Annotated in this window: 17 protein-coding genes and 1 riboswitch; of the genes, 7 read left to right on the top strand and 10 right to left on the bottom strand. The window is 35.0% G+C overall.

The window, feature by feature from the left end; genetic code table 11:
- Window positions 1-62: 62 nt before the first annotated feature.
- Both MY04_RS00430 and MY04_RS00425 read right to left on the bottom strand, forming a co-directional pair.
- Window positions 63-725 (bottom strand): hypothetical protein, encoded by a 663-nt coding sequence (locus MY04_RS00430; RefSeq protein ID WP_066204722.1) that lies wholly within the window; start codon window positions 723-725, stop codon window positions 63-65.
- A gap of 90 nt (window positions 726-815) precedes the next feature.
- Entirely contained in the window at window positions 816-3,212 is a 2,397-nt protein-coding gene (locus MY04_RS00425; RefSeq protein ID WP_158297497.1) for a DUF5686 and carboxypeptidase-like regulatory domain-containing protein, read from the bottom strand.
- A gap of 436 nt (window positions 3,213-3,648) precedes the next feature.
- Here MY04_RS00425 and MY04_RS00420 point away from each other — a divergent pair, with 436 nt between their 5' ends.
- The 5 genes from MY04_RS00420 to MY04_RS00400 are packed head-to-tail and all read left to right on the top strand — an operon-like array spanning window position 3,649 to window position 12,072.
- Window positions 3,649-6,444: a M16 family metallopeptidase gene (locus MY04_RS00420; RefSeq protein WP_066204717.1), complete on the top strand. Its 2,796-nt coding sequence runs from the start codon at window positions 3,649-3,651 to the stop codon at window positions 6,442-6,444.
- Between the two features lie 10 nt (window positions 6,445-6,454).
- Entirely contained in the window at window positions 6,455-9,454 is a 3,000-nt protein-coding gene (locus MY04_RS00415; protein WP_084005711.1) for a SusC/RagA family TonB-linked outer membrane protein, read from the top strand.
- Between the two features lie 11 nt (window positions 9,455-9,465).
- Window positions 9,466-10,827, top strand: a complete 1,362-nt coding sequence (locus MY04_RS00410) for a RagB/SusD family nutrient uptake outer membrane protein (RefSeq protein ID WP_066204711.1) — start codon at window positions 9,466-9,468, stop codon at window positions 10,825-10,827.
- A 1-nt stretch (window position 10,828) separates the two neighbouring features.
- Window positions 10,829-11,305: a hypothetical protein gene (locus tag MY04_RS00405; protein ID WP_158297496.1), complete on the top strand. Its 477-nt coding sequence runs from the start codon at window positions 10,829-10,831 to the stop codon at window positions 11,303-11,305.
- A gap of 23 nt (window positions 11,306-11,328) precedes the next feature.
- Complete coding sequence (locus MY04_RS00400) at window positions 11,329-12,072, top strand: hypothetical protein (protein ID WP_066204703.1); 744 nt, start codon at window positions 11,329-11,331, stop codon at window positions 12,070-12,072.
- A 69-nt stretch (window positions 12,073-12,141) separates the two neighbouring features.
- Here the strand turns inward: MY04_RS00400 and MY04_RS00395 are convergent, their stop codons facing one another.
- From MY04_RS00395 to MY04_RS00360, 8 genes are all read right to left on the bottom strand, one after another.
- Entirely contained in the window at window positions 12,142-13,593 is a 1,452-nt protein-coding gene (locus MY04_RS00395) for a M20 family peptidase (RefSeq protein ID WP_066204700.1), read from the bottom strand.
- Between the two features lie 136 nt (window positions 13,594-13,729).
- Window positions 13,730-14,248: a YcxB family protein gene (locus tag MY04_RS00390; RefSeq protein WP_066204697.1), complete on the bottom strand. Its 519-nt coding sequence runs from the start codon at window positions 14,246-14,248 to the stop codon at window positions 13,730-13,732.
- Between the two features lie 108 nt (window positions 14,249-14,356).
- Window positions 14,357-15,274, bottom strand: a complete 918-nt coding sequence (locus tag MY04_RS00385; RefSeq protein ID WP_066204694.1) for a hypothetical protein — start codon at window positions 15,272-15,274, stop codon at window positions 14,357-14,359.
- 182 nt (window positions 15,275-15,456) lie between these two features.
- Window positions 15,457-16,380, bottom strand: a complete 924-nt coding sequence (locus MY04_RS00380; RefSeq protein ID WP_066204691.1) for a helix-turn-helix domain-containing protein — start codon at window positions 16,378-16,380, stop codon at window positions 15,457-15,459.
- Window positions 16,367-16,909: a hypothetical protein gene (locus MY04_RS00375; protein ID WP_066204688.1), complete on the bottom strand. Its 543-nt coding sequence runs from the start codon at window positions 16,907-16,909 to the stop codon at window positions 16,367-16,369. The genes MY04_RS00380 and MY04_RS00375 overlap by 14 nt, the downstream gene beginning before the upstream one ends.
- 285 nt (window positions 16,910-17,194) lie before the next feature.
- Window positions 17,195-18,472 (bottom strand): sensor histidine kinase, encoded by a 1,278-nt coding sequence (locus MY04_RS00370; RefSeq protein WP_066204685.1) that lies wholly within the window; start codon window positions 18,470-18,472, stop codon window positions 17,195-17,197.
- A 3-nt stretch (window positions 18,473-18,475) separates the two neighbouring features.
- Window positions 18,476-19,153 (bottom strand): response regulator transcription factor, encoded by a 678-nt coding sequence (locus tag MY04_RS00365; RefSeq protein WP_066204682.1) that lies wholly within the window; start codon window positions 19,151-19,153, stop codon window positions 18,476-18,478.
- 13 nt (window positions 19,154-19,166) lie between these two features.
- A complete protein-coding gene (locus MY04_RS00360) occupies window positions 19,167-21,620 on the bottom strand; it encodes an outer membrane beta-barrel protein (RefSeq protein ID WP_066204679.1) in 2,454 nt (817 codons plus the stop codon).
- 308 nt (window positions 21,621-21,928) lie between these two features.
- Window positions 21,929-22,038: riboswitch (SAM riboswitch) on the top strand.
- A 172-nt stretch (window positions 22,039-22,210) separates the two neighbouring features.
- Between MY04_RS00360 and MY04_RS00355 the strand changes: the two genes are divergently transcribed.
- Together MY04_RS00355 and metK are read left to right on the top strand one after the other, a co-directional pair.
- The gene (locus MY04_RS00355; RefSeq protein ID WP_158297495.1) at window positions 22,211-22,792 is read left to right on the top strand and encodes a hypothetical protein; all 582 of its coding nucleotides are present in this window, start codon (window positions 22,211-22,213) and stop codon (window positions 22,790-22,792) included.
- A 22-nt stretch (window positions 22,793-22,814) separates the two neighbouring features.
- On the top strand, window positions 22,815-24,098 hold the full coding sequence (gene metK, locus MY04_RS00350) for a methionine adenosyltransferase (protein ID WP_066204673.1): 1,284 nt from the start codon (window positions 22,815-22,817) through the stop codon (window positions 24,096-24,098).
- The last annotated feature ends 52 nt before the right edge of the window (window positions 24,099-24,150 follow it).

Here is a 24,150-nt window from a genome sequence, read left to right as displayed (position 1 = left end):
ATTGATCATTAAAGATCAATCATCAGTTTAAATTATGTTTCAAAAGTATAACGTTAAACCGATTACATTGTTTGATCTGATATGGTAAATTTTTCTTTATTACTTCTAAAAATTGTGCCGTCCTTTAACGTTAACTCAAAAGTAATTTCTCCGTTGGTGAAGGCAACATATTCTGATAATTTGATTTTAAACGAAGGTTGGTGTGATTCTAAAAAATATTGAAAACTTTCACTTTCCATCCATTCCGTTTTAGTACGATTTTTTTCACCAATCTGATTGTTTTCTGTAATAATAAACAGGTCGGATAAATCCTCTCCAGCCGTTCTTCCTGCTACTTCTTTAGAATAAATGATTTTATAATCTTCTATTTCCTGATCTATAATATATCGAGGTCCTGCAGTAGCATAAGCTTGTTGAACGAAGAAGTAATTATTGTTTTTTTGTCGATCTTCCATTGTTGATCCCACTTCTTCATCATTTACCAACATATTTAATTGTATAGCGATTATCGCTTCTTGATAATCTTCTGAAGGATGATCTTCTAAATAATACAATTCATCATTATGGTAGACTACACTACCCGAATTGATTTCAATACCATTAATTTCTAAGTGTTCATCCCAACCAGGACCACAACCTGGATCACCTGGAATAATTCCACAAGCCGCAATGATAACAAAATGAAAGAGAGAAAGAATGAGAGCACGTTTTAATAGTTGTTTCATAGTTTTTTTCCGTTAGTTAATCACCTGAATTTCCTTTAGTTTTTATGAGTAATAGATTTTAATACTTCAGATGAATAGATGTGAAAGTTATTAAAATTCGGGTACGATCGCAAACATGATTCCGTATTTTCTACTCGCAGTTTCCTGATAGGTAGCTCTGTATAAAAACATCACTTTCACCATTCTGAAAATATTCTCTATCCCGCCTCCTACTTCTACATAAGGTACCGATGGATCTAAACTTCCAAAAGTAGGATCGTCTTTATCCCATGGATTTACATTGGCAGCCAAATTTTCATCAGAAACTCCACCCCATAGTAAATTGGTAATCCCAAACGTTTTGATGTTCCACTTTTTCACTAAAGGAATACGATTCATAAATAAACCTTCGAAGTGATGAAACATCCGGATACTTCCATAAGCATCCGACATAAACTCCCCAAAGCCCATTAAGTTGTAACTCGATCGATCATAGATATATCTTAAATTATTTCCTCTATGTACAAATAATAAAGGGAAGGGAACTGTTGAAGGAGTCCATCCTGCTGAGGCAACGTAATCTAATCTTCCAATCGCCCCTAACTTGAAACGGTGACTGATACTCATGCTTACTTTATGATAACTGTCCGTTGCATTCAACACATTAGGTAAACCTCTACTATAATTTATTGATATATAAGGCAGCTTTCCATTAGCCGCTATATACCGATTTAAATGTCGGCTTGTTACATATTTTTTTCCAAAATCGAAGATGATAGACCCTCCAATTTCAGAAGTAGTAATTTGATTAAAAATGAGAGAATCTGTCGTTGGTGTCGTAAAGTAGTTTTCGTCTTTATAAGTAAAGGAACCTCTTAATTGAATCCCTTCAGCGATATAACTTCCTCCTGTTATTTTGTATTCATCTAAAATGTAAGGATTACTATAAGTCCCCCACAATTGCTGAAACCATAAATAAGGATCTTGCCCAGGGTAAGTTATCCCTGCCCCTAGTCGTTGAAGAGAATGTTGTGCCCTTGCATAAAGAAAAGTCCAATTGTCTTGATCAATCACATATTTCCCCATCACACCCCATTTCCATTTCTGGTCTTTAGTGCCATAAGCAATGTGCCCACCCATAACAAAGTTCTTATTCCATTGTGTATTGGTTATTCCTCCAACTTGCAAATGATGCCCTTCCACATCATTTTGTGCATAAAGGGCTAATAAAGAACCAAAGTCAAAACCTCCCATTCGATAGTAGCCTGTCACGGCCATATCAATTAACTTGGCGGTAGTTTTTACCTCTCCCATCGTTTTTACGGTATCAATCATGGCAAAAATACTACTGTCTTGAGGTGTTGTTATCAACTCTTGGTCATCTGACAAAAAAATATTCTGAGTACTAATATCCACTTGAAATTTACTCCACTTTTCATTCAACTTTCCTCCTACATACATTCTAATTTTCTGTTCGGAAGGAAGCCAAACTTGGGAAGAGTCTATGGGTGCTAGTTTTTGTTCAACATGAATACTATCGATAAAGTTGATAGGAGAAGATCGACCAATATCAGCAGTGATCTTTTTTATCGCAAAATTCTTTTCATCATCAGTTACCCAAATTGTACCGCCAAAAGTCATGTCGTTTTCCCGTCTTGGAGTATATGTGATTCTATAACACCAATCGTTATCTACCTTTTCAAAGGTCTGCAATTCATAATCAAAATAATTCTTGAAGGTAGGATTTAAAGGGGATACAAAATCGTAGTTTAAAAACCTCATCCAATGTTGATAAAAATTGATGGTGGTCTTTTCAGGATCCAAACCCTCTTTAAATTGTTGTTCGAATTCCGGACCTAAAAACGCTTCTTTATAGCTAGTGACTTCTCTTTCTTCTGAGATTCCATTGTACAGTATTTCTGATGAAGAATGTGATGCATATACAGGAACAATCGGTATTCCTTTCTTGTCCTTCTCCAAGGTTCCCACCGCCTGCATTTTAGATACGGCTTTATTGACTAATTTTCTTTCGAAGAATGATGAATCTAAATCAGCAAAATAGATATGTGTATAAATATTAGATTGATAAGTATAGTCTTTTGATTTTTTGAAATTATGCAAATCTGCGTTTTTCATAGCCAATCTGATAATTTCCCAAGCTGGATTTTCGTAACCTCTTCTACCAACAACCACTTCTTCCAATTGTTGGGTTGTACTTGATAAAAAAATAAGCTGTTCTTTAGAAAGGTCAATCGTATCTGTTTGAATATAGATAGTTTTATACCCTAAACAACCAATCTCAATACGACCTTTATTAGTTATATTTAAATCAAATAATCCCTTTTCATTTGTAGTAGTTCCTTCTTCTTTTTCCGCTACTTTGATGTGTGCAAAAGGCACAGGTCTCAGAGACGTTGCATCAATTATTTTCCCATAAAACTTGGATGGATTTTGGGCGACAATAGAACTGCCAATAAGTAGAAATAATATGAAGAATATTGACTTCAAATTGTAAAATTTAAAAGGTTTGATATTAGAAAGATAATACAAAATATTTTTCGAAAAAACTCTTAACACCCTATTCGTAAGTAGAGTTAAATGAAATTATTAAACGGACTCAAAGGTTTCAATAAAGCATGAAATTTATACTCTCTTAATATTATTTTGTTATCAATGGTTAAGTTTTAACAATACTGTAAACAGTATTTACATTCAATGATTTTTATTGTAAAAAATACATTTCAAACAAAAACAGCCTTCACTTTATCGAAATCCTAACTAAGTAAACAATACTGCACTTAAGATAACATTTACTCAAATTTGTTACACAATATTTTATAAGTGCATTTGTATCAAATTTTAACAATTTTGCGTAAGAATACGAGACTTGTAATCAGCTTTTAATGTTACAAGATATAAATAAATACCACTATCAATCAGACTTATGAAAAGCTTAAATATCATTTTCCTCTCACTATTTCTGTTAGTGTTTACCAACATAAATGCACAAGAAATCCCATTAAATCCTGATGTTAAAAAAGGTACATTATCTAATGGTATGACTTACTATATTCAAAAGAATGACAAGCCTGCTAATGAGGTTCAATTTCGTTTAATTATTAAAGCAGGATCAATCTTAGAAGATGAGGACCAAAGAGGATTTGCTCACTTTTTGGAACATATGGCATTTAATGGTTCAGAACATTTCCCTGGTAATAGTTTGATTGATTATTTCCAATCTATTGGTGTTCAATTTGGAGGTGATATTAACGCTTATACTGGCTATGATGAAACAGTGTATATGTTGCCTGTTCCCAATTCAGAAAAGGAAACATTAGACAAAGCATTTTACTTCTTCGGCGATATTTTGGGATGTTTAAGTCTAAACAAAAAAGATATTGATGAGGAAAGAGGTATCATTCACGAAGAATGGAGAACAACTACTGGTTTAGGCGATCGTACTCGTGATAAAATGTATCCTCTATTGTATTTCAACTCAAGATACAATGAACGTTTACCTATTGGATTGATGGATGAAGTGGTATTGAACGTAGGTAACGAAGAGGCATTAAGAAGATTTTATAAAGATTGGTACCGTCCGGATTTAGCTACCTTATTGGTTGTAGGTGATATTGACGAGACGGAAATTGAACAAAGAATAAAAGATACTTTTGGTGGTAAAACAAATCCGTTAAACGAAAGAGAAAGAGTTTACTATTCAGTAGAAAACCACCCGAATACTTTGATTGGTAAAATGGTGGATGAAGAAATTACTTCAACATCTGCGATGATTATCAACAAGATGCCAAAACAAAAAGAAGAGACATTACAAGATCTAAAAACAAGTGTCGCTAACATTCTTTACACTTACATGATCAACCAACGTCTTCAAGAAGTGGCTAAAACGAAAGATGCTCCTTTTATGTTTGCCTCTTCTTATAAAGCCGGTGGATCGGGTGATAAGGATAGATACATGTCTAATGTTTCTGTAAAATCTGGTCAAATACTTGAAGGTCTGAAAGGGATATTAAACGAATTATATCGTGCCAAAAAATTTGGTTTCTCTCAAGCTGAATTTGAAAGAAAAAGAGCCATTCTCGCAAAGGATTTAAAAACTGAAGCGATGGAGCAAAGTTCTTTAAAATCTTCTCAATACATCGGCAATTTGATGAGTCACGTGATCTATGGATCAGAATATACTTCGGCCGAATTTAAAAATGATTATCTAGATAAAGTCATCAAGGAAATTACTGTTGAGGATATTGAAGCTTTAGCTCAAAAATACATTCAAAACAGTCCTGAAAACAGAGTGGTATTTATCAACGCCCCTAAAGGTGAAAAAATACCATCTGATGAAGAAATTTTAGAGGCGATCAATAGCATCGATTATGCATCACTTACTCCTTACCAATCGGAAGAAGTAGAGGGACCATTAATGGAAAAAGAGCCTGTTGCTGGTAAAGTAATTTCAACAACAAAAGACGAAGTCTTGGGTACTACAACCCTAACGTATGAAAATGGTGCTGTGGTAGTCATCAAACCCACGACGTTCAAAAACGATGAAATCCAGTTTAGTGGTACTCGAGATGGTGGTTATTCTTTAGCATCAGACGAGCAATTTAATAATGCATCGCTTGCTGCTTCATTGGTAGAACTTGGTGGTTTAGGCAAATACAATAAGCAACAATTAGAAAAGCTTATTGGCGATAAACAAGCTACTGTAAGTACAAACATTAATCGTTATAGCGAGACTGTTGGAGGTAAATCTACTGTAGAAGACTTCGAGACAATGATGCAGTTAACTTACATGAAATTTACTGCTCCAAGAAAAGATAAAGAACAGTTTGATCTATACATTTCGAATAAGAAAGAGTACAACAAAAACCGTTTGAATGATCCTGATTCCTACTTTGCAGATGTAATCAACAAAACGATGTTTAATAACCACCCTAGAGTGGCTACATTGTTGACTCAAGATCAAATTGATGCCCTTAGCTTAGATGATGCTTATGACTTCTACACCTCAAGATTTAGCTCTGTAAGAGGGATGCATTTTGTCTTTGTAGGAAATATTGATTTAGCTACTGCACAACCATTATTGGATAAATACATTGGTGGATTACCTGGCGGAGAGATCGTTCATAACTATCGTGACAACGGTCTTAGAGTACCTAAAACCAAAACAGTCATTGATGTTGCCAAAAGCAAATCAGAAAAAACGAAAGTGATTATCCGTTACCAAGGTAAATACCCTACAGGTCAAGATAATCGAATTAAAATTGAGTTGTTAGGTGATGTAGCCACCATCCGTTTAACGAAAAAATTAAGAGAAGAATTAGGTGGTACCTACTCTCCTTTTGCCTATGGTCGTGTAATTGAACAACCTAACAATGAGTTTCAATTCAATATTGTATTTACGTGTGCACCTGATCAAGCGGATACTTTACAACAAGTTGCTCTACAAATTGTAGACGATTTGAAAAAAGAAGTGAAAGCAGAAGACTTGGATAAGGTGAAGAAAACAGCAGTAAATCACCGTGAAAAAGCGCTAGAAAGAAATAATTACTGGGTGGCTTTGTTACAAAATGCTAACGAACGCAACGAAGGAGCATCAGAATATGTAAAATATGTTAAAGAGATTAACGAGGTTTCACAAAAAGATCTTCAAAAAGCTGCTTCGAAATATTTAAAAAATAACAAGGTATTCATCTTCACTCTAAGTCCAGAGAAGACGAAATAACTAAACTATCATGTTAACTAATAACAAAATACTTACTTCAATATTATCCATCTGCTTATTTCTGTCTTCATCTCAATTGTTTGCACAAGAACAGGTTGAGGTGAAAGGTATGGTAACTGATGCTGAAACGGGTGAACCCCTTATTGGTGTGAACGTTATCATAGAAAATACAACATCGGGTGTGGTAACTGACTATGATGGTCACTATAAGATTGGTGGCTTATCAAGGAACACAACGCTTGTGTTCCACTACATTGGCTATCAGGAACAAGTAGCAACAGTAGGCGATCGATCATTAATTGATGTTCAATTGAGCCCTGCCGTTGAAAACTTGGAAACAGTAACTGTATTTGGGGAGAGTCAAAAAGATGCTCGTTCAATTACTGGTTCTGTCAGTAAAATCGACACTAAAGTGTTCTCCACAGGTACTCCAGCAGGATCGTTTGATCAGTTACTTCAAGGTCAAGTAGCGGGTTTAGCTGTACAAGCAACGGGTGAACCTGGTGAAGCTTCTCAGATAAGAATACGTGGTAATAATTCGTTAGGTATAAGATCAAAAGATGAGGAATTGACCACATTCAATACTGCCAACGAGCCATTGTATATCATGAATGGTATCCCAATTACCTCTGCTGTATTTGCGACGATCAACCCTGATGATATCGTAGAAATCAAAGTCTTGAAAGATGGTTTATCTACTGTAGAATACGGTACTCGTGGGGCGAATGGTGTAATCGAGATAAAAACCAAAAGAGGTATTGTGGGGAAAACCACTTACAATGTACGTTACCAACATACTATTCGTCCGATCGGTGGATTAGGAGGTATAGATTTGATGGGATCTAAAGAAAAGTTAGCATTAGAAAGAGAATTGGGTATTACCAATGGACTAGGTTATGTGTATTCTCCTAGACCAGGTGATATTGGACCCGTTTTGGATTACAAAGCACAGAAATATGCTGAATTAGAAGGGATCAATACCAATTGGTACAAAGAACTTTCTAGAGTAGGTCAGGTTAAAGATTTACAAATGAGTATATCAGGTGGTGTGGACAATACAAGATATTTCGTTTCTGCTAACTACTATGATGAGGACGGTTCCTACAAAAATTCTTGGGCAAAACGTTTTGCTACTCGTTTCAGTTTAGACCATAATATCAACGATAGATTATCTGTAGGTTTTGATGCTTCTATCGCAAGAAGTGAGCGTTCAAAATCAGCAACTTCACCAGCTCGATTGATCTACACCTTACAGCCTTATGAAACAGTAAATGATACGGCTTATGTATCAAGAAATACGAACATAGCAGGTGTGAACTTCGAAAATCCTTTCGATGAATTGTACAACAATTACAGTGAGAATACGACTTGGCGATTGAACATCAATCCTAAGATTTCTTACAAGTTAACGAAAGAAATAAACCTTAGAGCGGAGTATGGCTTATCTTACTCAGAGTCAGAAAATACGACTGTGAGTTTAGCCAATCCAAATGGTATTACAGACTTACAAATTGGTGGTAGAGTATCCAAAGGTCAGTCAAAAACGACTACCAACCGTTTGAACTTAAGTGCTGACTTTATGAAAGCATTTGGGGATCATTTTGTAACGGTTGCTGCTGGTACAGAATACATCCAAAACAATAACTGGGGCTTTGGTTATAATAGTGTAGGTCTTTCTCCAAAAGTAGATCCTACCATTGGAGCAAATCCACAGGCTACTATCAATAACTCTAAGTTTAACGATGGGTTATTAGGTTTCTATGGTCGATTCTCCTATAGCTATAAATCAAAATATGATTTTACTGGATCAGTTAGATTTGATGGGTCCTCTATATTACCTAAAGAAAAACAATTTGTAGGTGCCTACGGTGCCGGTGTTGCCTGGGATATGAAGGCTGAAGATTTCATGGCCAACAATACATTGTTTGACCAATTAAAATGGAGAGTTTCTTACGGTTTGAATTACAACTCAGGAGGTATTCGTCAGACACTAGGTATGCCATTCTATGATTTCACGAACAGTGATACTTATAGAGGTAACAGAATGATTAACCTAGTAGAATTCTACAATCCAGATTTGAAATTCGAAAAGACAAAACAGTGGTCAGCTGCTGTAGATTTCGGATTACTTGATCATAGATTATATGGTACTTTAGAGGCCTATGTCAAAAATACTGACGACCTATTATCGACCATAGATATTCCTGCCTCAAACGGTTATACAAGTTTGCTACAAAATATTGGTGCACTTCAAAATAAAGGTATAGAATTAACCTTAAGCGGAGTGCCGATTAGAACAGACCACTTCCGTTGGACTTCTCGTTTAAATGTTGCTTACAATATCAATGAGATTACTGATTTATACGGACAAGACGAAATAAGAGTCGGATCCGAAGGGTATTTCAAAGTAGGTGAACCAATCAATTCTGCATTTGTTAAACATTGGGCTGGAGTTAATCCCGTAAATGGTGTCCCTATTTATTATACAAGATCTAGAGAATTAGTAGGTGGTAGTAATGCACCTCAAATGATTGGATTCGGTACTTATAACCATCCATATACAGGTGGTTTAACCAACATCTTCAATTACAAAAACCTAGAAGTTTCTATGTTATTGACTTTTGGTTTTGGTGGTGTTAACTACAATAACTTGAAAGGTACAATGGTACAGAACGTGAAAAACGGAGAAGTTCCATTCGCAGGTTTCTACGATGAGATTTGGTTACAATCGGGGGATATTAAACCTTACCCTTACCCTAAATTCTTTACTGATAATACAGCGAACTCTTTATTCTTAGAGGATGCTAGTTATGTTAGAATCAAGAACATTACAGTACGATACAATCTACAGAAATACTTACAGCTTAAGCATGTAGAAAACTTTATGATTACAGCACAGGCCAACAACTTGTATACTTTCACCAAATATCAAGGTATTGATCCAGAGGTGACAGGTATTGGTCAGCCATTATTACAATCATATACTCTAGGTGTTGACGTTACATTCTAAGCTACTAACTCATGAAAAAAATCATCCTATTCATCTTCTTCGCAGTAACGATATCCTCATGTTCATTGATTGATATCGATCCGGACAACGTGGTGTCTTCGGAGAAAGCATTTGATAATGTAGAATATTATCAACAAGCACTGACAAAAGTGTATTATGATATGACAGTGCCTACAAATAATATCTCTGCCACAGATTATGCAACTGACGATTTTACGAATGTTATTCAAGGTTATGCACCTATGAATTACTTCATCTATTTGTGGGATTATCAATCACGACCTCAACCATCACTTTGGACCACACAATACCAAATGATCGCACGTACTAATGTGATTATTGATAATTATGAAGTCGTTCCTGCAAATAATGATAGAGAACAAGTAATAAAAGATCAAGTATATGCTCAAGCAGAAGCGTTAAGAGCTTTCTTCTTCTTTAATTTAACCGAAATCTATGCTCCGCATTATGATGGTTTTAACGGAAACAAATTAGCCATTCCATTAAAATTAAAGTTAGATCGCGAATACCTTCCTCAATCGACTCTTGATGAAGTGTTCGATCAAATTGATAAAGATTTATCTGATGCAGAAGCCAAATTAAAGGGATTTACTTCTTCAACTGCCGATGCTCCCTATGTATTTGGTCTTGACGCAGTGAAAGCTTTAAAAGCAAGAATTGCTTTATACAAAGGTGATTTACAAACTGCCAGTGATTATTCTAAAGACTTTACCAATATCGAATTATTAGATTCAGCGGATTATTGGATGTTGTGGGCAGATCAATTTGGTTCAAAAAATAAAGAAGTCATCTTCATGACACACAACTTATCTGATACGGATCAAGGGACATTGATTGATTATCATAATCAATATGAAACCAATAATGTGATGATTGATCAAGATTTCTATAGAAATATGGACGCTAATGATATCAGAAGAGGAAGTCAATATATCGATCCAACAACTAGAAGACCTCTAAAGTATTTGTATGTAGCTGATCAAAATAATGCTACTGAAACGCGTATGTTGAACTACAAGTATTTCAGATTGGCAGAACAATATTTGATTTATGCGGAAGCGAATTTATCAAGTAATAAGTCCGAAGCACTAAAAGTATTCAACAAACTTAGAGTGGCAAGAGGAGAAGCCGAAGTTACAGAAAGTAATTTTGATAAACATTTCATTCTTTCAGAACGAAGAAAAGAGTTCTTCCAAGAAGGCTTAAGATTCTACGATTTAAAACGACTATCAAAAGAATTAAACTTAGTAGTAAAAAGAAATAGTGGAGCTCAACTTGCTCCTGGAGATGCTAAATACACTTTTGATATTCCAATAGAAGAAACCAACTCTAATCCTTACATCAATGAATAACATGAAATATTTATATCCCGTACTGATCACCATGTTCTTTTATTCTTGTAATGATATGGTATCAAAAGATAAGTTCTACACTGGAGATCCCTTTGTGAGTTTAAGTGGAGATCAAGAAACACTTACACTTTCTAATGATTCAACTAAAGAAATAAGAGTGGAATATATAGATAGTATTTCGATCAGTACTCCAGTAGATAAACCACTTACTGTGACTTTAAAAGTAGACTCCACAAGCTACGGTAAAGTTGGGGTGGATTACGAAGTTCAAACGGATGTAAAAATCGCAGCTGGTAGTAGCTATGGTTATTATAAGGTTATCGCTAAAGCAATAAATCCTGATGAAATTAGTAAAACAAACCTAATTCTCTACATCGATCAGGTAGATCAAGCTAATATAATACCGGGTCTGATGGGTAATAAAAAGAACAATGAAGACAGACGTCCCCGTCTTAAAACATATCTATTCAAATATTAAATCAATCTAAATTCAACAAACAAATGAAAAAATTTAATTTATTATCGCTATTCGCAGTTGGGTTTCTTGCCCTGACAGTATTCTCTTGTAACAACGATTCAGACGATGTTACTCCTCCTTTATCAAAAGAAGAGCAACAAGAGATCACAAGAAAAGAATTGGCTGTTACTTCAGATTCAATCTTCCAAGCAGTAGTAGAAGGTGATTGGAATCTAGTAGAGTTCGTTCCTTCTGATGAATTATTAGTTGCTAAGGAAAGTGATCAAGCTGGTCCAAACGCATTTGCAAATACAAAAATTTTAAAAGCATCAGCAGTTCAATCTAAAGGTTTCACTTTGTCTTTTACTAAAGAGGGAGACCATTACGATGTTTCTGTTAATATCCCTGCTGAAGGTGATGATCTTTATAATTTAATTTTAGATTATCAGAATACATTATATCCTGATTTTGCTGACTGGGGTATGCTTGTTTTACCACAAGAAGAGTTGATGGCTGATGCTAAAACCGTATTGGCGGGTCCTTTTGCTGCTGAAGGTTTAAAAGTAGATGAAATCAGTGATTCTGATACAGGTATGATCATTTTTAATGTTAAACAAAATGATGTTTCTGAATTATCATATACTGATATGTTATTAAATTATTCTAAAGTACTAAAAGACAATGCTGATAGAATTTTCTTTAATGAAGATGGTCAATTAGTAGTTGAAACTACTGATAACGTATACGGTACAGGTACATCTCACTACGTATTCAAAAAAGCTGAGTAATCAGTACAACCATAAGGTTAACACACAAAAGGCTGATGGAAATTTTTCCACCAGCCTTTCTTTATGTCTTTACATCTCATCTGCATTTCGAATGACTTGTTCGTAGAAGCGAATACTATTCTTAAACTCTTCCACTCCTATCTTCTCATTGATACCATGGAAAGATTTAATATTCTCTTTATTCAATGTAAATGGACAAAATCGCAATACGTTCTCAGAAACTGAGGTAAAGTAACGAGAATCTGATGCTGCAATCATGATATAGGGAGATACCACTACATCTCCGAATACTTCTCGTATCGATTTATCCAATAATTTATAGGCTGGATGATTTGGATCAGAAACAGCAGGTGGTTCTGAACGATCAAGTATCTTAATTTTTATCCTTTCATCGTTTACTGTTTTAGTGATTGTATTGACCACTGATTCTACAGATTCTCCAGGAATAATTCTGATGTTCAATACCGCTCTGGCTTGGGTCGGTAAAACATTACTCTTTATCCCTGCCTCCACAATTGTTGGGGCTACTGTTGTTCTCACCAAAGCATTTGATGATGGCCCTTTTTCATATACCGCCATCAAAACAGGTTCCATTAAGTTAGAGTTCGCAAACACAGTCTTTAATGCAAAAGGCATTTCAGGCCCCACATGTTCAATAAAATCGTTTAATGGCTTAGAGATATGAGATGGAAAAGGATTATCGTGAACTTTCACCAATGCTTTACTGATCACATCTATTGCCGTTTCTTTCTTTGGCATAGAGGCATGCCCTCCCTCAATTTCCGTAGATAACTCAAGGGTAACGAACCCTTTCTCTGTGGTACCAATAAGTGCAACACTTTTTTCCATACCTGGAACTAATCCCTCCGTCAAATAACCACCTTCATCCAATACAAACTCCGCTTTTACCCCTTTTTGTTTTAAGAAGTGTGCAATTTGCTTTGCTCCGTTGGTTCCCATTACTTCTTCATCATGACCAAAAGAAAGGTAGATCGTCCTTTTCGGTTGATATCCCTTTTTGATCATTTCTTCAATTGCTTCTAAAATTCCTATTACCCCAACTTTATCATCAATGGCTCCTCTACCCCAAATATATCCATCCACTATTTTTCCTTCAAAAGGTGGCTGTTTCCATTTTGGAAGATTCCCCTCAGGGACAGGCACAACATCATAATGCGACATCAAAATAATGGGTTTAAGACTTGTATCACTTCCTTTCCAAGTAAACAACATACTCAAACCACCCAATAATTGTTGATGTGTATTCTCAAAGGTCTTCGGATAAGTCACTTTCACATAATCCAAGAATTTGATAAACTCTGTAGTATCAATATGATCATCATAAGAGATGGTTTGGATTTGAATGGCTTCTGAAAGGTGGGTGACCGCATCTTCATGAAAAGTTTTGGCATCTATTTTAGGTTGATCCAGCTGTTTAGAATCAAATGTGACATAATTATAAGTTAAATAGCTTACACCAATAGTCAGCGTACCTAATATAATTCCGAGAAGCCTTTTCATGTGATGAAGTAATAGTTTAAAGTTTTGATGAAGAATTTGCTTTTACTAAGATAATCGAATAAATGAGAAATGACTTCTATTCGTCCTATTTAATTATCATCTGTCAGTAGGGTAATTAATTCTTTGTTTACTCAGTTTAGTTTTTATTGTATGTTTTATGATCATCGATCCTATTTAAGAATTCCTCTTTCTCATCAACATTCCCAAACACCTCTTTAGGAATCACAATAGCCACAGTTTCACTCAGAAATAAAAGAAGCAGATTTGTTGTTTCTACCTTTTGGGTAAAGCTTTCGAAAGGATATACAGTTTTTCCTTTATCATCTTCTATAGTGAGTTCATTTTCCAACACCTCAACTTTTCTCTCTCCAATCAACTGAGGGTTTGCCTTCAACATATTCTTCACAATCAATTTACTTTGATCAGATAATGAGGTAATGAATAAAACGACACCTGCCATCACAAAAGGAATGTAAGTATCATAAGGTTCGAAAAGTGGAACATCTTTGACTAAATTATTAAATACCGCAAAGATGATGATAGCGATAACGGCTCTTATGAAAAAGATATTTCGCTTATATTTTTTATTATTCGATAATACATATTTGTTGTATTCGATTAAATGCTCTTTAGTTTGTTTGTATTCGATGGTCATATAAAACAATTAAACTTTAATTTAACTATCACAAAGTAATATTTATTATAATCACAAAAAACCACATGCATTCAATAACACATGTGGCTTTTATTCTTTAAGAATTTATTAACTTCTAAGCTCGCCTAATTCTCCAACTTTAGGTCTATGATTAATCAATTTATTTACAATACTTTTTTCAACTTTTAAATGTTGTACGATAATAATGGTATCTAATTTTATATTATTATCTCTGTCTAAGTAGGCTGTTTTATTCTCTAATGTTAAGTAATTCTCATCGTAATCTGATGTATATAATTTGATTACTGAATGATGTTGTTTCTTATTGTCTACAAATACTAATTCTGATATAAAATCAGTTTGTTTATTCAGTATCTTTTCTAAAATTATATATGGATCTTCGAAGTATTCATATTCAGGAAGCTTTGTTTCTTTAAACCAATCATTACCCATTTCACAAAATGGCATACTTGCTTTTCTTGATGAAAGCATGAATGATGGTACAATTATTAAACCTGCCTCAATTAACCAGATGATAATTAAAAATAATCCATTTGCAGGCACCGTTCCTAAAGACCAAGTTCCAGTGACATTAATTTCTGATATTAGATCAAACAATACCAAAGGGTTGATCAATAATGAATAAACTTGATTAATATCAATGTTACTCAAAGTAACTCCTAAAGAATCCGAACCATAATATTCTCCTGCGTTAATCACTAAGTCCGCCCATATTATCCAATGAAAATACATTGCTACCAATGCACCCAGAACACCGAAAAATTTAGCGATATAAATATTTCGTATTTTTCCTTTTCCTACAACTACAAAATTGATTACATACCCAGTCGCTGCACCAAATAAAATAGCTAATAAAAAATTGAGATAAATAATTGGAATATACCAAATACTATAAGCGTAAATTAATCCTAAAATTGGTAGTACTGTAAAGGAAACTAAAAAGAAAAAAATGAGAGAAATCGGCGAAAATTTGCCTGAGGGTTGATACACATTGAGATTATCCATCTGTAATCAGTTTATGGTTATAGATTAAAAAAGTTCAATAATTGCTCTAAAAGTCGAATGTAGTTTACTTAGTAAAGAAAGATGTTCCGTTTGCTATATTCGATATTAATAGATTGTGTTGGAAGTTAAGTATATTTTTTGATTTACAGAAAAAAAATCCCCCATTCTTATGGAGGATTTTTCTAGTTCATAGAAACCGATTCTATATATTCCTTAGGAGTGATCCCTGTTTTCTTCTTAAACATTCTAGAAAAGTACTGTGGATATTCAAACCCTAATTTATAAGCAGTTCCGGAAATGGATGCCTTTGGTGCCAATAATAAATTTTTGGCCTCTTCTATCACAAACAAATTAATTTGATCGATGGCCGTTCTACCTGTTTCTGCTTTAATGGTATCCCGCATGTAACGATGACTTACCCCCAACTGAGCAGCAAGCCACTCCATAGACGGCATCCCTTCTTGTTCAAATCGATCGTTTTCAAAATACTCATTCAGCACCTCTTTAAATCTTGTAAATAAGGCCTTATTAATATCCTTACGATTTAAAAACTGACGCTTGTAAAAACGGTCAGCATATTTCAATAAAGCCTCCAAATGAGTAAGGATAATATCTTTACTAAACTCATCTTGGTTATTCTGATATTCCGTTTCTATGTTTTTGAAAATCGATTTTATAGTCGCTTCTTCCTTTGGTGAAAGGTGCAAAGCTTCATTGACGTTATAATTGAAGTAATTATATTTTTTGATGAGCTTTTGAATATCCTCTCCTCGAATAAAATCTTCATGAAAGGCTAAAAACCAAGATTCTGAACTTACTACAATATCCTTGACCTTATACATTTGATTAGGTGCTGAAAATAATAAGGTGCCCTTACTACAATCGTACTTCGTTCGTCCATAAAGGATCTCGCCCGATACAATCCTTTTCAGGCTAATCAAGTAAAACTGATTGGTATAACTAAACTCTTTATTAGAAGAAACGCAGTCTTCAATCTCTTGATCATTTAATGTTTTCTGACCAATAGTAAATAGAGGATTCTCCGGCTCTGGTAAATTCTGAGCTTCGGTAAACTCTGTGATTGATTTAAAATTAATCTCTTTCATTGTATTTCACCTTCCATGGTTGGAAACCTTGATCTGCCGCTTTTATCAACTTCTCTTTATAAGTCACTAATCTTTGATTGGCATTGCTGTCAATCATCATAATTACAAACATCATCCCTATCACTGTTATACTACTTGCACGCCAAACAGGTTTATCCATAAAGATAATCAACATACTAGCCACAGCTATAATTACAGGAATGACTCTAAATACAGCGGTTTTATATTCTCCCATCGATTTATCAACACGTACAATCTCTGATTGAACAAAGGCTGCTGCGTCTTTATTATAGTCTTCTACAAAAGAAGTGGTTCTAGTTTTATTGGCGTAAAATATCCCTGCCCCGATAATAAACAACAATACTCCAACAACAATACTTGGTGTGACATAAGCCTTGGCCATTTCTGTTTTTCCAAGATACCAGAAAGCAACACTTGCTAAAAGAAACAATCCTCCCGAAAGCATAAAGAAAGAAGATGAAAATACCTCTGCTTTTGCCCAATCTGTTGATGTCTTAATAATATCCATATTGTGTAGTTTTTGATTTCCTTAAATATAAGATTTTCAAGGGATTCAGCAATACTTCAATGTATAGCTATCTCCCTAATTACAAATATCTATAAAAAACAGAGGGGGTAACGAACACATTTTGGTAGAAGGTGTACACTTTCTGACAAAAGAAAAACGCCACTAAAGAATAGTGGCGTTCTCAATGAAAGTTGGATAATCTGAATTGGTAATAAATACCTTTTTTGTTGGTTTAGTATCAAAATTATTTTTTGATGCGTAAACCTAATAAAATAATTGTAAATTTCACCCTTTTAATATAAAAATGTGTTGGTGTCTCTCGTATTTGTAGTCAATTTCCAATTTACTGACAGCACAAATCTTAGCCACTAAAGCCAATCCCAATCCTAAAGACTGATCGTTATCTGCTCCTTTAACAAAGCGTTTGAATAACTGATCTTTACCAAAAGATAATGGCTTTCCATAATTACTCATTTCCAGGGTATTTTCGGTCGTCTTTATTTTAATCGGTCCTTCTGATGTCCCATAGCGAATGGCATTTTTCAAAAGGTTCTTCAATACGATATCAAATAAATAAGGGTCGATATTTAATGAATGCTCTTGATGTAATTCCTTTTCAATAGTTAAGGATTTCAATTGTGCTAATTCTTCAACTGCCTCCGTTTGTTTATCAATTTCTGGAGCCGTCTTTAACTCTTTGATATCCGTAAATTCTCTATTATCAATCTTTGTAATCAGATTTAGCGTGGTTCCTAATCTCGATAAATGATTGGCTTCATCATAGATTGTTTTCACCACTTTTGCGTCTTGTTCTTCTAACTTCTCAGAAAATAACAATCCTTCTGCTTTGTTTCTGATAATCGATAATGGAGTTTGCAATTCGTGGGCTACATCTTCTGTATATTCTTTAAGGTGATTGTAATCCGCATCGATACGTTTGACCATCTTAAGGAAAAGATTCTGCATTTCAACAAATTCTTTCGTCATGGTCTCCACCTCTTGGATATCTTCTGACTTCCCCACTTTAAATAGTTGCATCTGCTCTAAAATGCGTCTGAAAGGTCGTAGAAAGTAGCCCTGCAATAGCACATTAAAAGCTACAGTAATGATAATTAAGACAACAAATGAAGGAATAAGGTAATCGAAAATATCGTCTCGGAAGTAATAGTAATTTTGTACTTCCTTGTCCATTTCCACCCTGTAGAGTTGTCCTTTTGACTCTATAAGGATGATTTTACGTCTGTGAATTAAATTTCTCTCAATATCTGAATGATAGATAGTCACATCTTCTACTATCGGATATTCTGTTTTTTTACAACGCTTAGAAACCTTCTCTACTTTTTTGATACTATTACCAACAAGAGAATCGGCAGGAGTTCCTTTATCTAAGTGATATTGCACCCTGCTTTCCAACCATCCAAATCTTCTATTTAGATCTGAGTCGATAAACTCATCCGCTTCTCTAGTCAAAAATTTCGCATTGAAATAAAAGACCACAAAAGTGAAGATCAGATAGAATAAGGTAACTCTAGATAATAAATTAAAAGTCTGTTTCTTGTTCATAAATTAAGCCTCCACAAATTTATACCCCATACCGTACACCGATTTAATGTACTCTCCAGCTCCTTCTTTCTGAAGTTTCTTTCTAAGGTTTTTGATATGAGTATAAATAAAATCAAAATTATCAGCTTGATCAATATGATCTCCCCACAAGTGTTCTGCAATACTTTCTTTCGTCAACATTTTATTTTTGTTGTAGAAGAAATAGAGCAGTAAATCGTATTCCTTTTTCGTCAGTTCTAATACAAGATCGTTAATTTTTACAGTGGATGAGGTAATATCAATTTTAATCACACCATGTTCTAAAACCGTACTTCCTTTTAGTTTTTTTCTTCTGAAAAGTGAACGTACTCTTGCAATTAACTCTGCCATATGAAAGGGCTTAGTGATGTAATCATCCGCCCCTAAATCCAACCCAGTGACCTTATCGTCGATGCTATTTCTAGCGGTAACGATAAGTACACCAGTGTTTGGATTAATTTCTTTAATATATTTCACGATCTCTAAACCGTTACCATCGGGCAAACCGAGATCGACGACAATAATATCGTATTCATATACCGATATTTTGTCTTTTGCATCAGCCACCAAGCCGACAGTTTCTACCGTCATTGCCTGATCGCTCAGTCCTTTTAGTATATCTTCTGTTAAATGAGGGTTATCCTCTATCAACAATAATTTCATTCAATATCAAGTTTTAGAAGTCTTCCATTCCGCCTCCTCCACCTTGTCCTCTTCGAGAAGGTTTGAAGTTGTTCAGACGGTAGGTTAAAGTTACAGTTAGATATTGAGCATACCTAAAGTCTTCTTGCATGTTTCTAAAACCAATACCTTCAGAATATGATTGTCTGATGGCTGTTCCAAAAACATCATTCATAGAAGCTGTAAGCGTTAACTTCTTCTTCAACATAGAGTGCTTCACAGCCGCTTGCATCACAAAGAAACCTTCGTTTCTACCTTGTGCAGTTACTGTTGGACCTGTATATCTATTATTAATTTGAAGCTGAGTAGATTTCGATAATCTAAATGTATTATTAAAACGGCTACTCCAGTTAATACTCTGTCTACTAAAATCTTGACCTTCTAACTGTCCTTCTACTTTATAATCAAACAAGCTACCCATAATATCCATGGTCCACCATTTAAATGGAGAAAGGTTTACAGATGTTTCTAATCCTAAAGCATAATCAGATCCTACGTTTTCATAAGTATGTAAGATCACTCCTTCTGACCATACTTTCTGAACTCTTTCCACTTTATCGTGCGTCATTCTGTAATAGGCATCAAAATTAACTGTTGCTTTCTCACCAAGATTCCACAAATATCCAAAATCGAAGGAATCGATATTTTCAGGTAATAAGTTCGGGTTACCTTGTCTTACGTTGAACGCATCTTGCCATGTCACGAAAGGTTCCAAATACCAACCTCTAGGTCTTTCAATTCTTCTTGAATAGCTCAACATCAATTGGTTGTCTTTCGGCAAACTATACGATAAGTGAACTGTAGGGAAAATGTTCCATTGATCGACCGGATAGTCTTGCTCCTGACCTACCACTGAAACATTTCTCCCTGTGTATTCAGCTCGAACACCACCTTGGTAACCCAATTTCCCCAGCTTACCGGAATAGATACCATATAAGGAGTGTATCGTCTGTGTGTAGTTTGTGGTGTAACTAAAATCTTGTTGGAAAATATAGTCGCCTGTTGTAGGGTCTAATTGATACACTTCGTTAATATCTTCTGCTGCATTCCAACGTGTTTGCCATCCGGCTTCGATTTTATCAGTTGCACCGATAGGTAAAGTATAATCTAATTTAGCTCTTAATCTACCTCCAGGTCCTACTTCAGAAGAACGTTGTCCCGATGATGGTATTTCTACAACAGAACCATCAGGGTTTTTAGGTAATAATTCGTTTTTCGAAGACTCTGTCATGTCTCTTCCACCATAATCTACCATGGCATCAAGTACATGACCTTTCTTATTAAATTTATGTTGATAGGCTAAGTTTACGCTGTAATACAAGCCTCCTCTTTCCCATTGTTCACTTGAGATATATCGATTTTCATCAATTGGATTATTGGAACCACCTATGTTTTTATATTCATAGAAATCGGCATCCATTCCACCATACATTTTAAAATCACCTACTTTACCAGATAACTTGATAAAATCATTATCAGAAATCGAGTATTCAACACCACCTTGAAGTCCCATCACCTCGAAAGTACGCTCTCTTTCTCCATCAGAAATAATGTAAGATGTTGTGTCTCCCGCTTGAGTAATACGTTCAGATTTTAAGGTACCCGGACCCGGTCTTTTATTGTAATTGGCACCTACATAGTAGCTCCATTTCTTCTTTCTAAAGTTTAACAGGAAATCTCCTCCTAATCGGCCATAACGACCTACATTTACGTTGGCTACGCCACTTACACCTTCTAATTTATTTTTCTTAGTAATGATATTGATAATGCCTGCCGTTCCATCAGGGTCGTATTTGGCAGATGGGTTAGTTATTAATTCAATATTTTCGATAGTTGAGGCTGGAATTTGTTGTAAAGCTTCTGATGCATCCAATACAGAAGGGCGACCATCAATAAGTACGGTAAATCCAGAACTACCTCTCAAACTCACGTTACCATCTCCATCTACATTTATAGAAGGTACATTTTGTAGTACATCTACCGCAGTACCTGATAAAGCCGAGAATTGTGAGCCTACATTGACTACCTTTTTGTCGATGTCATAGGTCACCGTATTTTGGGTTCCAACAACTTCTACAGCTTCAAGTACTTCAGCATCTGTAGTCAGTACTACATTACCAATATCTTTAGAGTAATTAGATTTATCGATCACTACATTTTCTAGAATGCTTTTTTGGAATCCGATAAAAGTTACTTCTACCATATACGTACCTTCGGACAAGTTCTTTACGACGAACTTACCTCCTTCAGTAGTTACGGTACCACCTACAAGGGTGTGCGTATCTTTAGTAAATACACTTACAGTAGCATATTCTACCGGTACGTTTGTTCCGTCCTCGGAAACAGAACCGATAATGACTCCTTTCTTAATGGGGTTGTTGTTAGCGAAAACCGTTGAAAGGAAAATGAAAGTCAAAAATGTGAATAATTGAGAAGTTCTTTTAAACATGAGTTTACAGTAAATATTAAATCTGCTTCAAAAGTAGTAGGCAAATCTGTTTGAAATCTGAAGAGATATAGAGTTGATGATCTTTTATTCTTAAATCATTGATTTTCTTAACGTTTCAACATCTACTTTTTTGATAAAAACCACAAACACTTGTATTTGTTTATAGAAAAATCAGATTTCATTTTTACAATTCTGATTGAATTCTGTAGTTCCTCTTTTTATAAATTCTATTTGTTATAAACTTATTTGATAAAAAAACTTCAAAGACTTTTGTACTACTTTATTACATTTCTATATTTGCATTTGCAATCTTATCAAGAAAGGCAGAGGGATTGGGCCCTATGAAGTCTTGGCAACCTGCGCTCCTCAAAGCAAGGTGCCAACTCCCACCACGAAGGTGTTCGTGAAAAGATGAGTTTAACTCCATAAAATTTCATATTCATTGCATTGCAATACTGTCTATACTGATAAGTTCACGGATGAACCAAAATTTGGGCTGAGTGTTTTTTAGAAGTTTAAAACAGCATATTATTTCTTTTTGTCTACTGTTATTTTTAACAGGATGCTTTGAGCTACAAGAAAAGTTAGAAGTGACAGAAAGCGGAAAAGGTGATTATTCCTTTACTTTTGATTTTTCTCAGAGTAAAGATATCTTCAATATTATTTCTGCTTATAAAGACAAAAACGATCAACGCATTTTTGAACCAAAAAAATACGAAAAACCACTACAATTGCTAAGCCGAGAATTAAATACTCTTCCCGGTGTGTACAATTGTAAGACTTTATTAGACTCTACCCATTGGAGGTTAGGTATTCGTTTTGCATTTGTTGATATTCATGCATTCAATTCCGCTCTCTCGAAAATTAACCTCTCTAAGAAGGAGGAGGTTTTCATCAAAATGAAGAGAAAAAAAGCTGAATGGGTTCAGAATGTAAATTGGATGAATATCATCACATCGCAACTACCAAATTCTGATGAATCGAAGAAATTGATGTTGCAACAAGTGGATTCTGCTTCTTACAATTTCCATTGGAATCTGAACAGAAATATCAAAACTGTAAAATCCTATGAGATCGAACGAATGGGAACATCAGAATTGGTATTTGAAGGGAAAATTCCAAGCATTGAAAAAGCAGAGTATATCACTCAATGGAATGTAAAATTTAAATGAGATTATCATAAATAATAGAAATATGACCTATTTATTCACATCCGAATCTGTATCTGAAGGGCATCCAGATAAAATTGCCGATCAAATATCGGATTCAATTTTAGATGCTATGTTGGCACAAGACCCTACTTCACGTGTGGCTTGTGAAACTATGGTTACTACAGGTTTAGCTGTAATTGCTGGAGAAATTACGACAAAAGCATATGTTGAAATTCCAGATGTTGTTCGTGAGACTATCGACAAAATCGGATACAATAAAGAAGATTATTACTTTGCAGCTCACTCTTGTGGTGTTCAAGTAGCATTACACAGCCAATCTCCAGATATTGCTCAAGGTGTAAACGTGGGTGAAGGTGTAGATAAAGATCAAGGGGCTGGTGACCAAGGTATGATGTTTGGTTACGCTACTAAAGAGACGCCAAGCTATATGCCAATGGCACTTGCTTTCTCTCATGGTCTAGTAAAAAGATTAGCTGAAATCCGTAAAACTCAGCCTGAATTAATCGGTTATTTAAGACCAGATGCTAAGGCTCAGGTAACCATTGAATATAACGAGGACAATACTCCTAAAAGAGTACACACTATCGTTGTTTCTACTCAGCACGATGAGTTCCCAAATAAATCAGACGATGATGCATTGGCTCAAATCGCAGAAGATGTGAAAAAACACGTTATTCCTGCAGTTATTCCAAATGCTTTAATCGATGCAGATACTATCTTCCACATCAACCCAACAGGTAAATTTGTTATTGGTGGACCTCACGGTGATGCTGGCTTGACTGGACGTAAAATTATTGTAGATACTTACGGTGGTAAAGGTGCTCACGGTGGTGGTGCATTCTCAGGAAAAGATCCATCTAAAGTAGACCGTTCTGCTGCTTATGCTGCAAGACACATCGCTAAAAACTTAGTAGCTGCAGGTGTAGCCGACGAAGCTTTAGTACAAGTGGCTTATGCTATTGGTGTTTCTACACCAGTATCATTGAACGTACAAACTTACGGTACTTCAAAAATAGACAAAACAGATGCTGAAATTTCAAATATCGTAAACGAGCTTTTCGATATGCGTCCTAAGGCAATTGTTGATCGTTTAGGTCTTACTAACCCTATTTTCTCTCCAACAGCTGCTTATGGTCATATGGGACAAGAACCATATACAAAAGAAGTTGAATTGGAGATCAGAAATATCGAAGAAAAAGACGGTAAGAAAGTAACGACTACTACAATCGAGAAAAAAGAAGTAGAATTCTTTACATGGGAGAAACTAGATTATGTCGATAAGATTAAATCTGCTTTCGGATTGTAATATTTTTCTATAAATAATATTATTTCTAAATCCTTGTTGGTAATTTCACCAA

The sequence above is a fragment of the Flammeovirga sp. MY04 genome (assembly GCF_001682195.2).
Classification (GTDB): Bacteria; Bacteroidota; Bacteroidia; order Cytophagales; family Flammeovirgaceae; genus Flammeovirga; species Flammeovirga yaeyamensis.
This window is presented reverse-complemented; position numbering and strand designations above follow the sequence as displayed.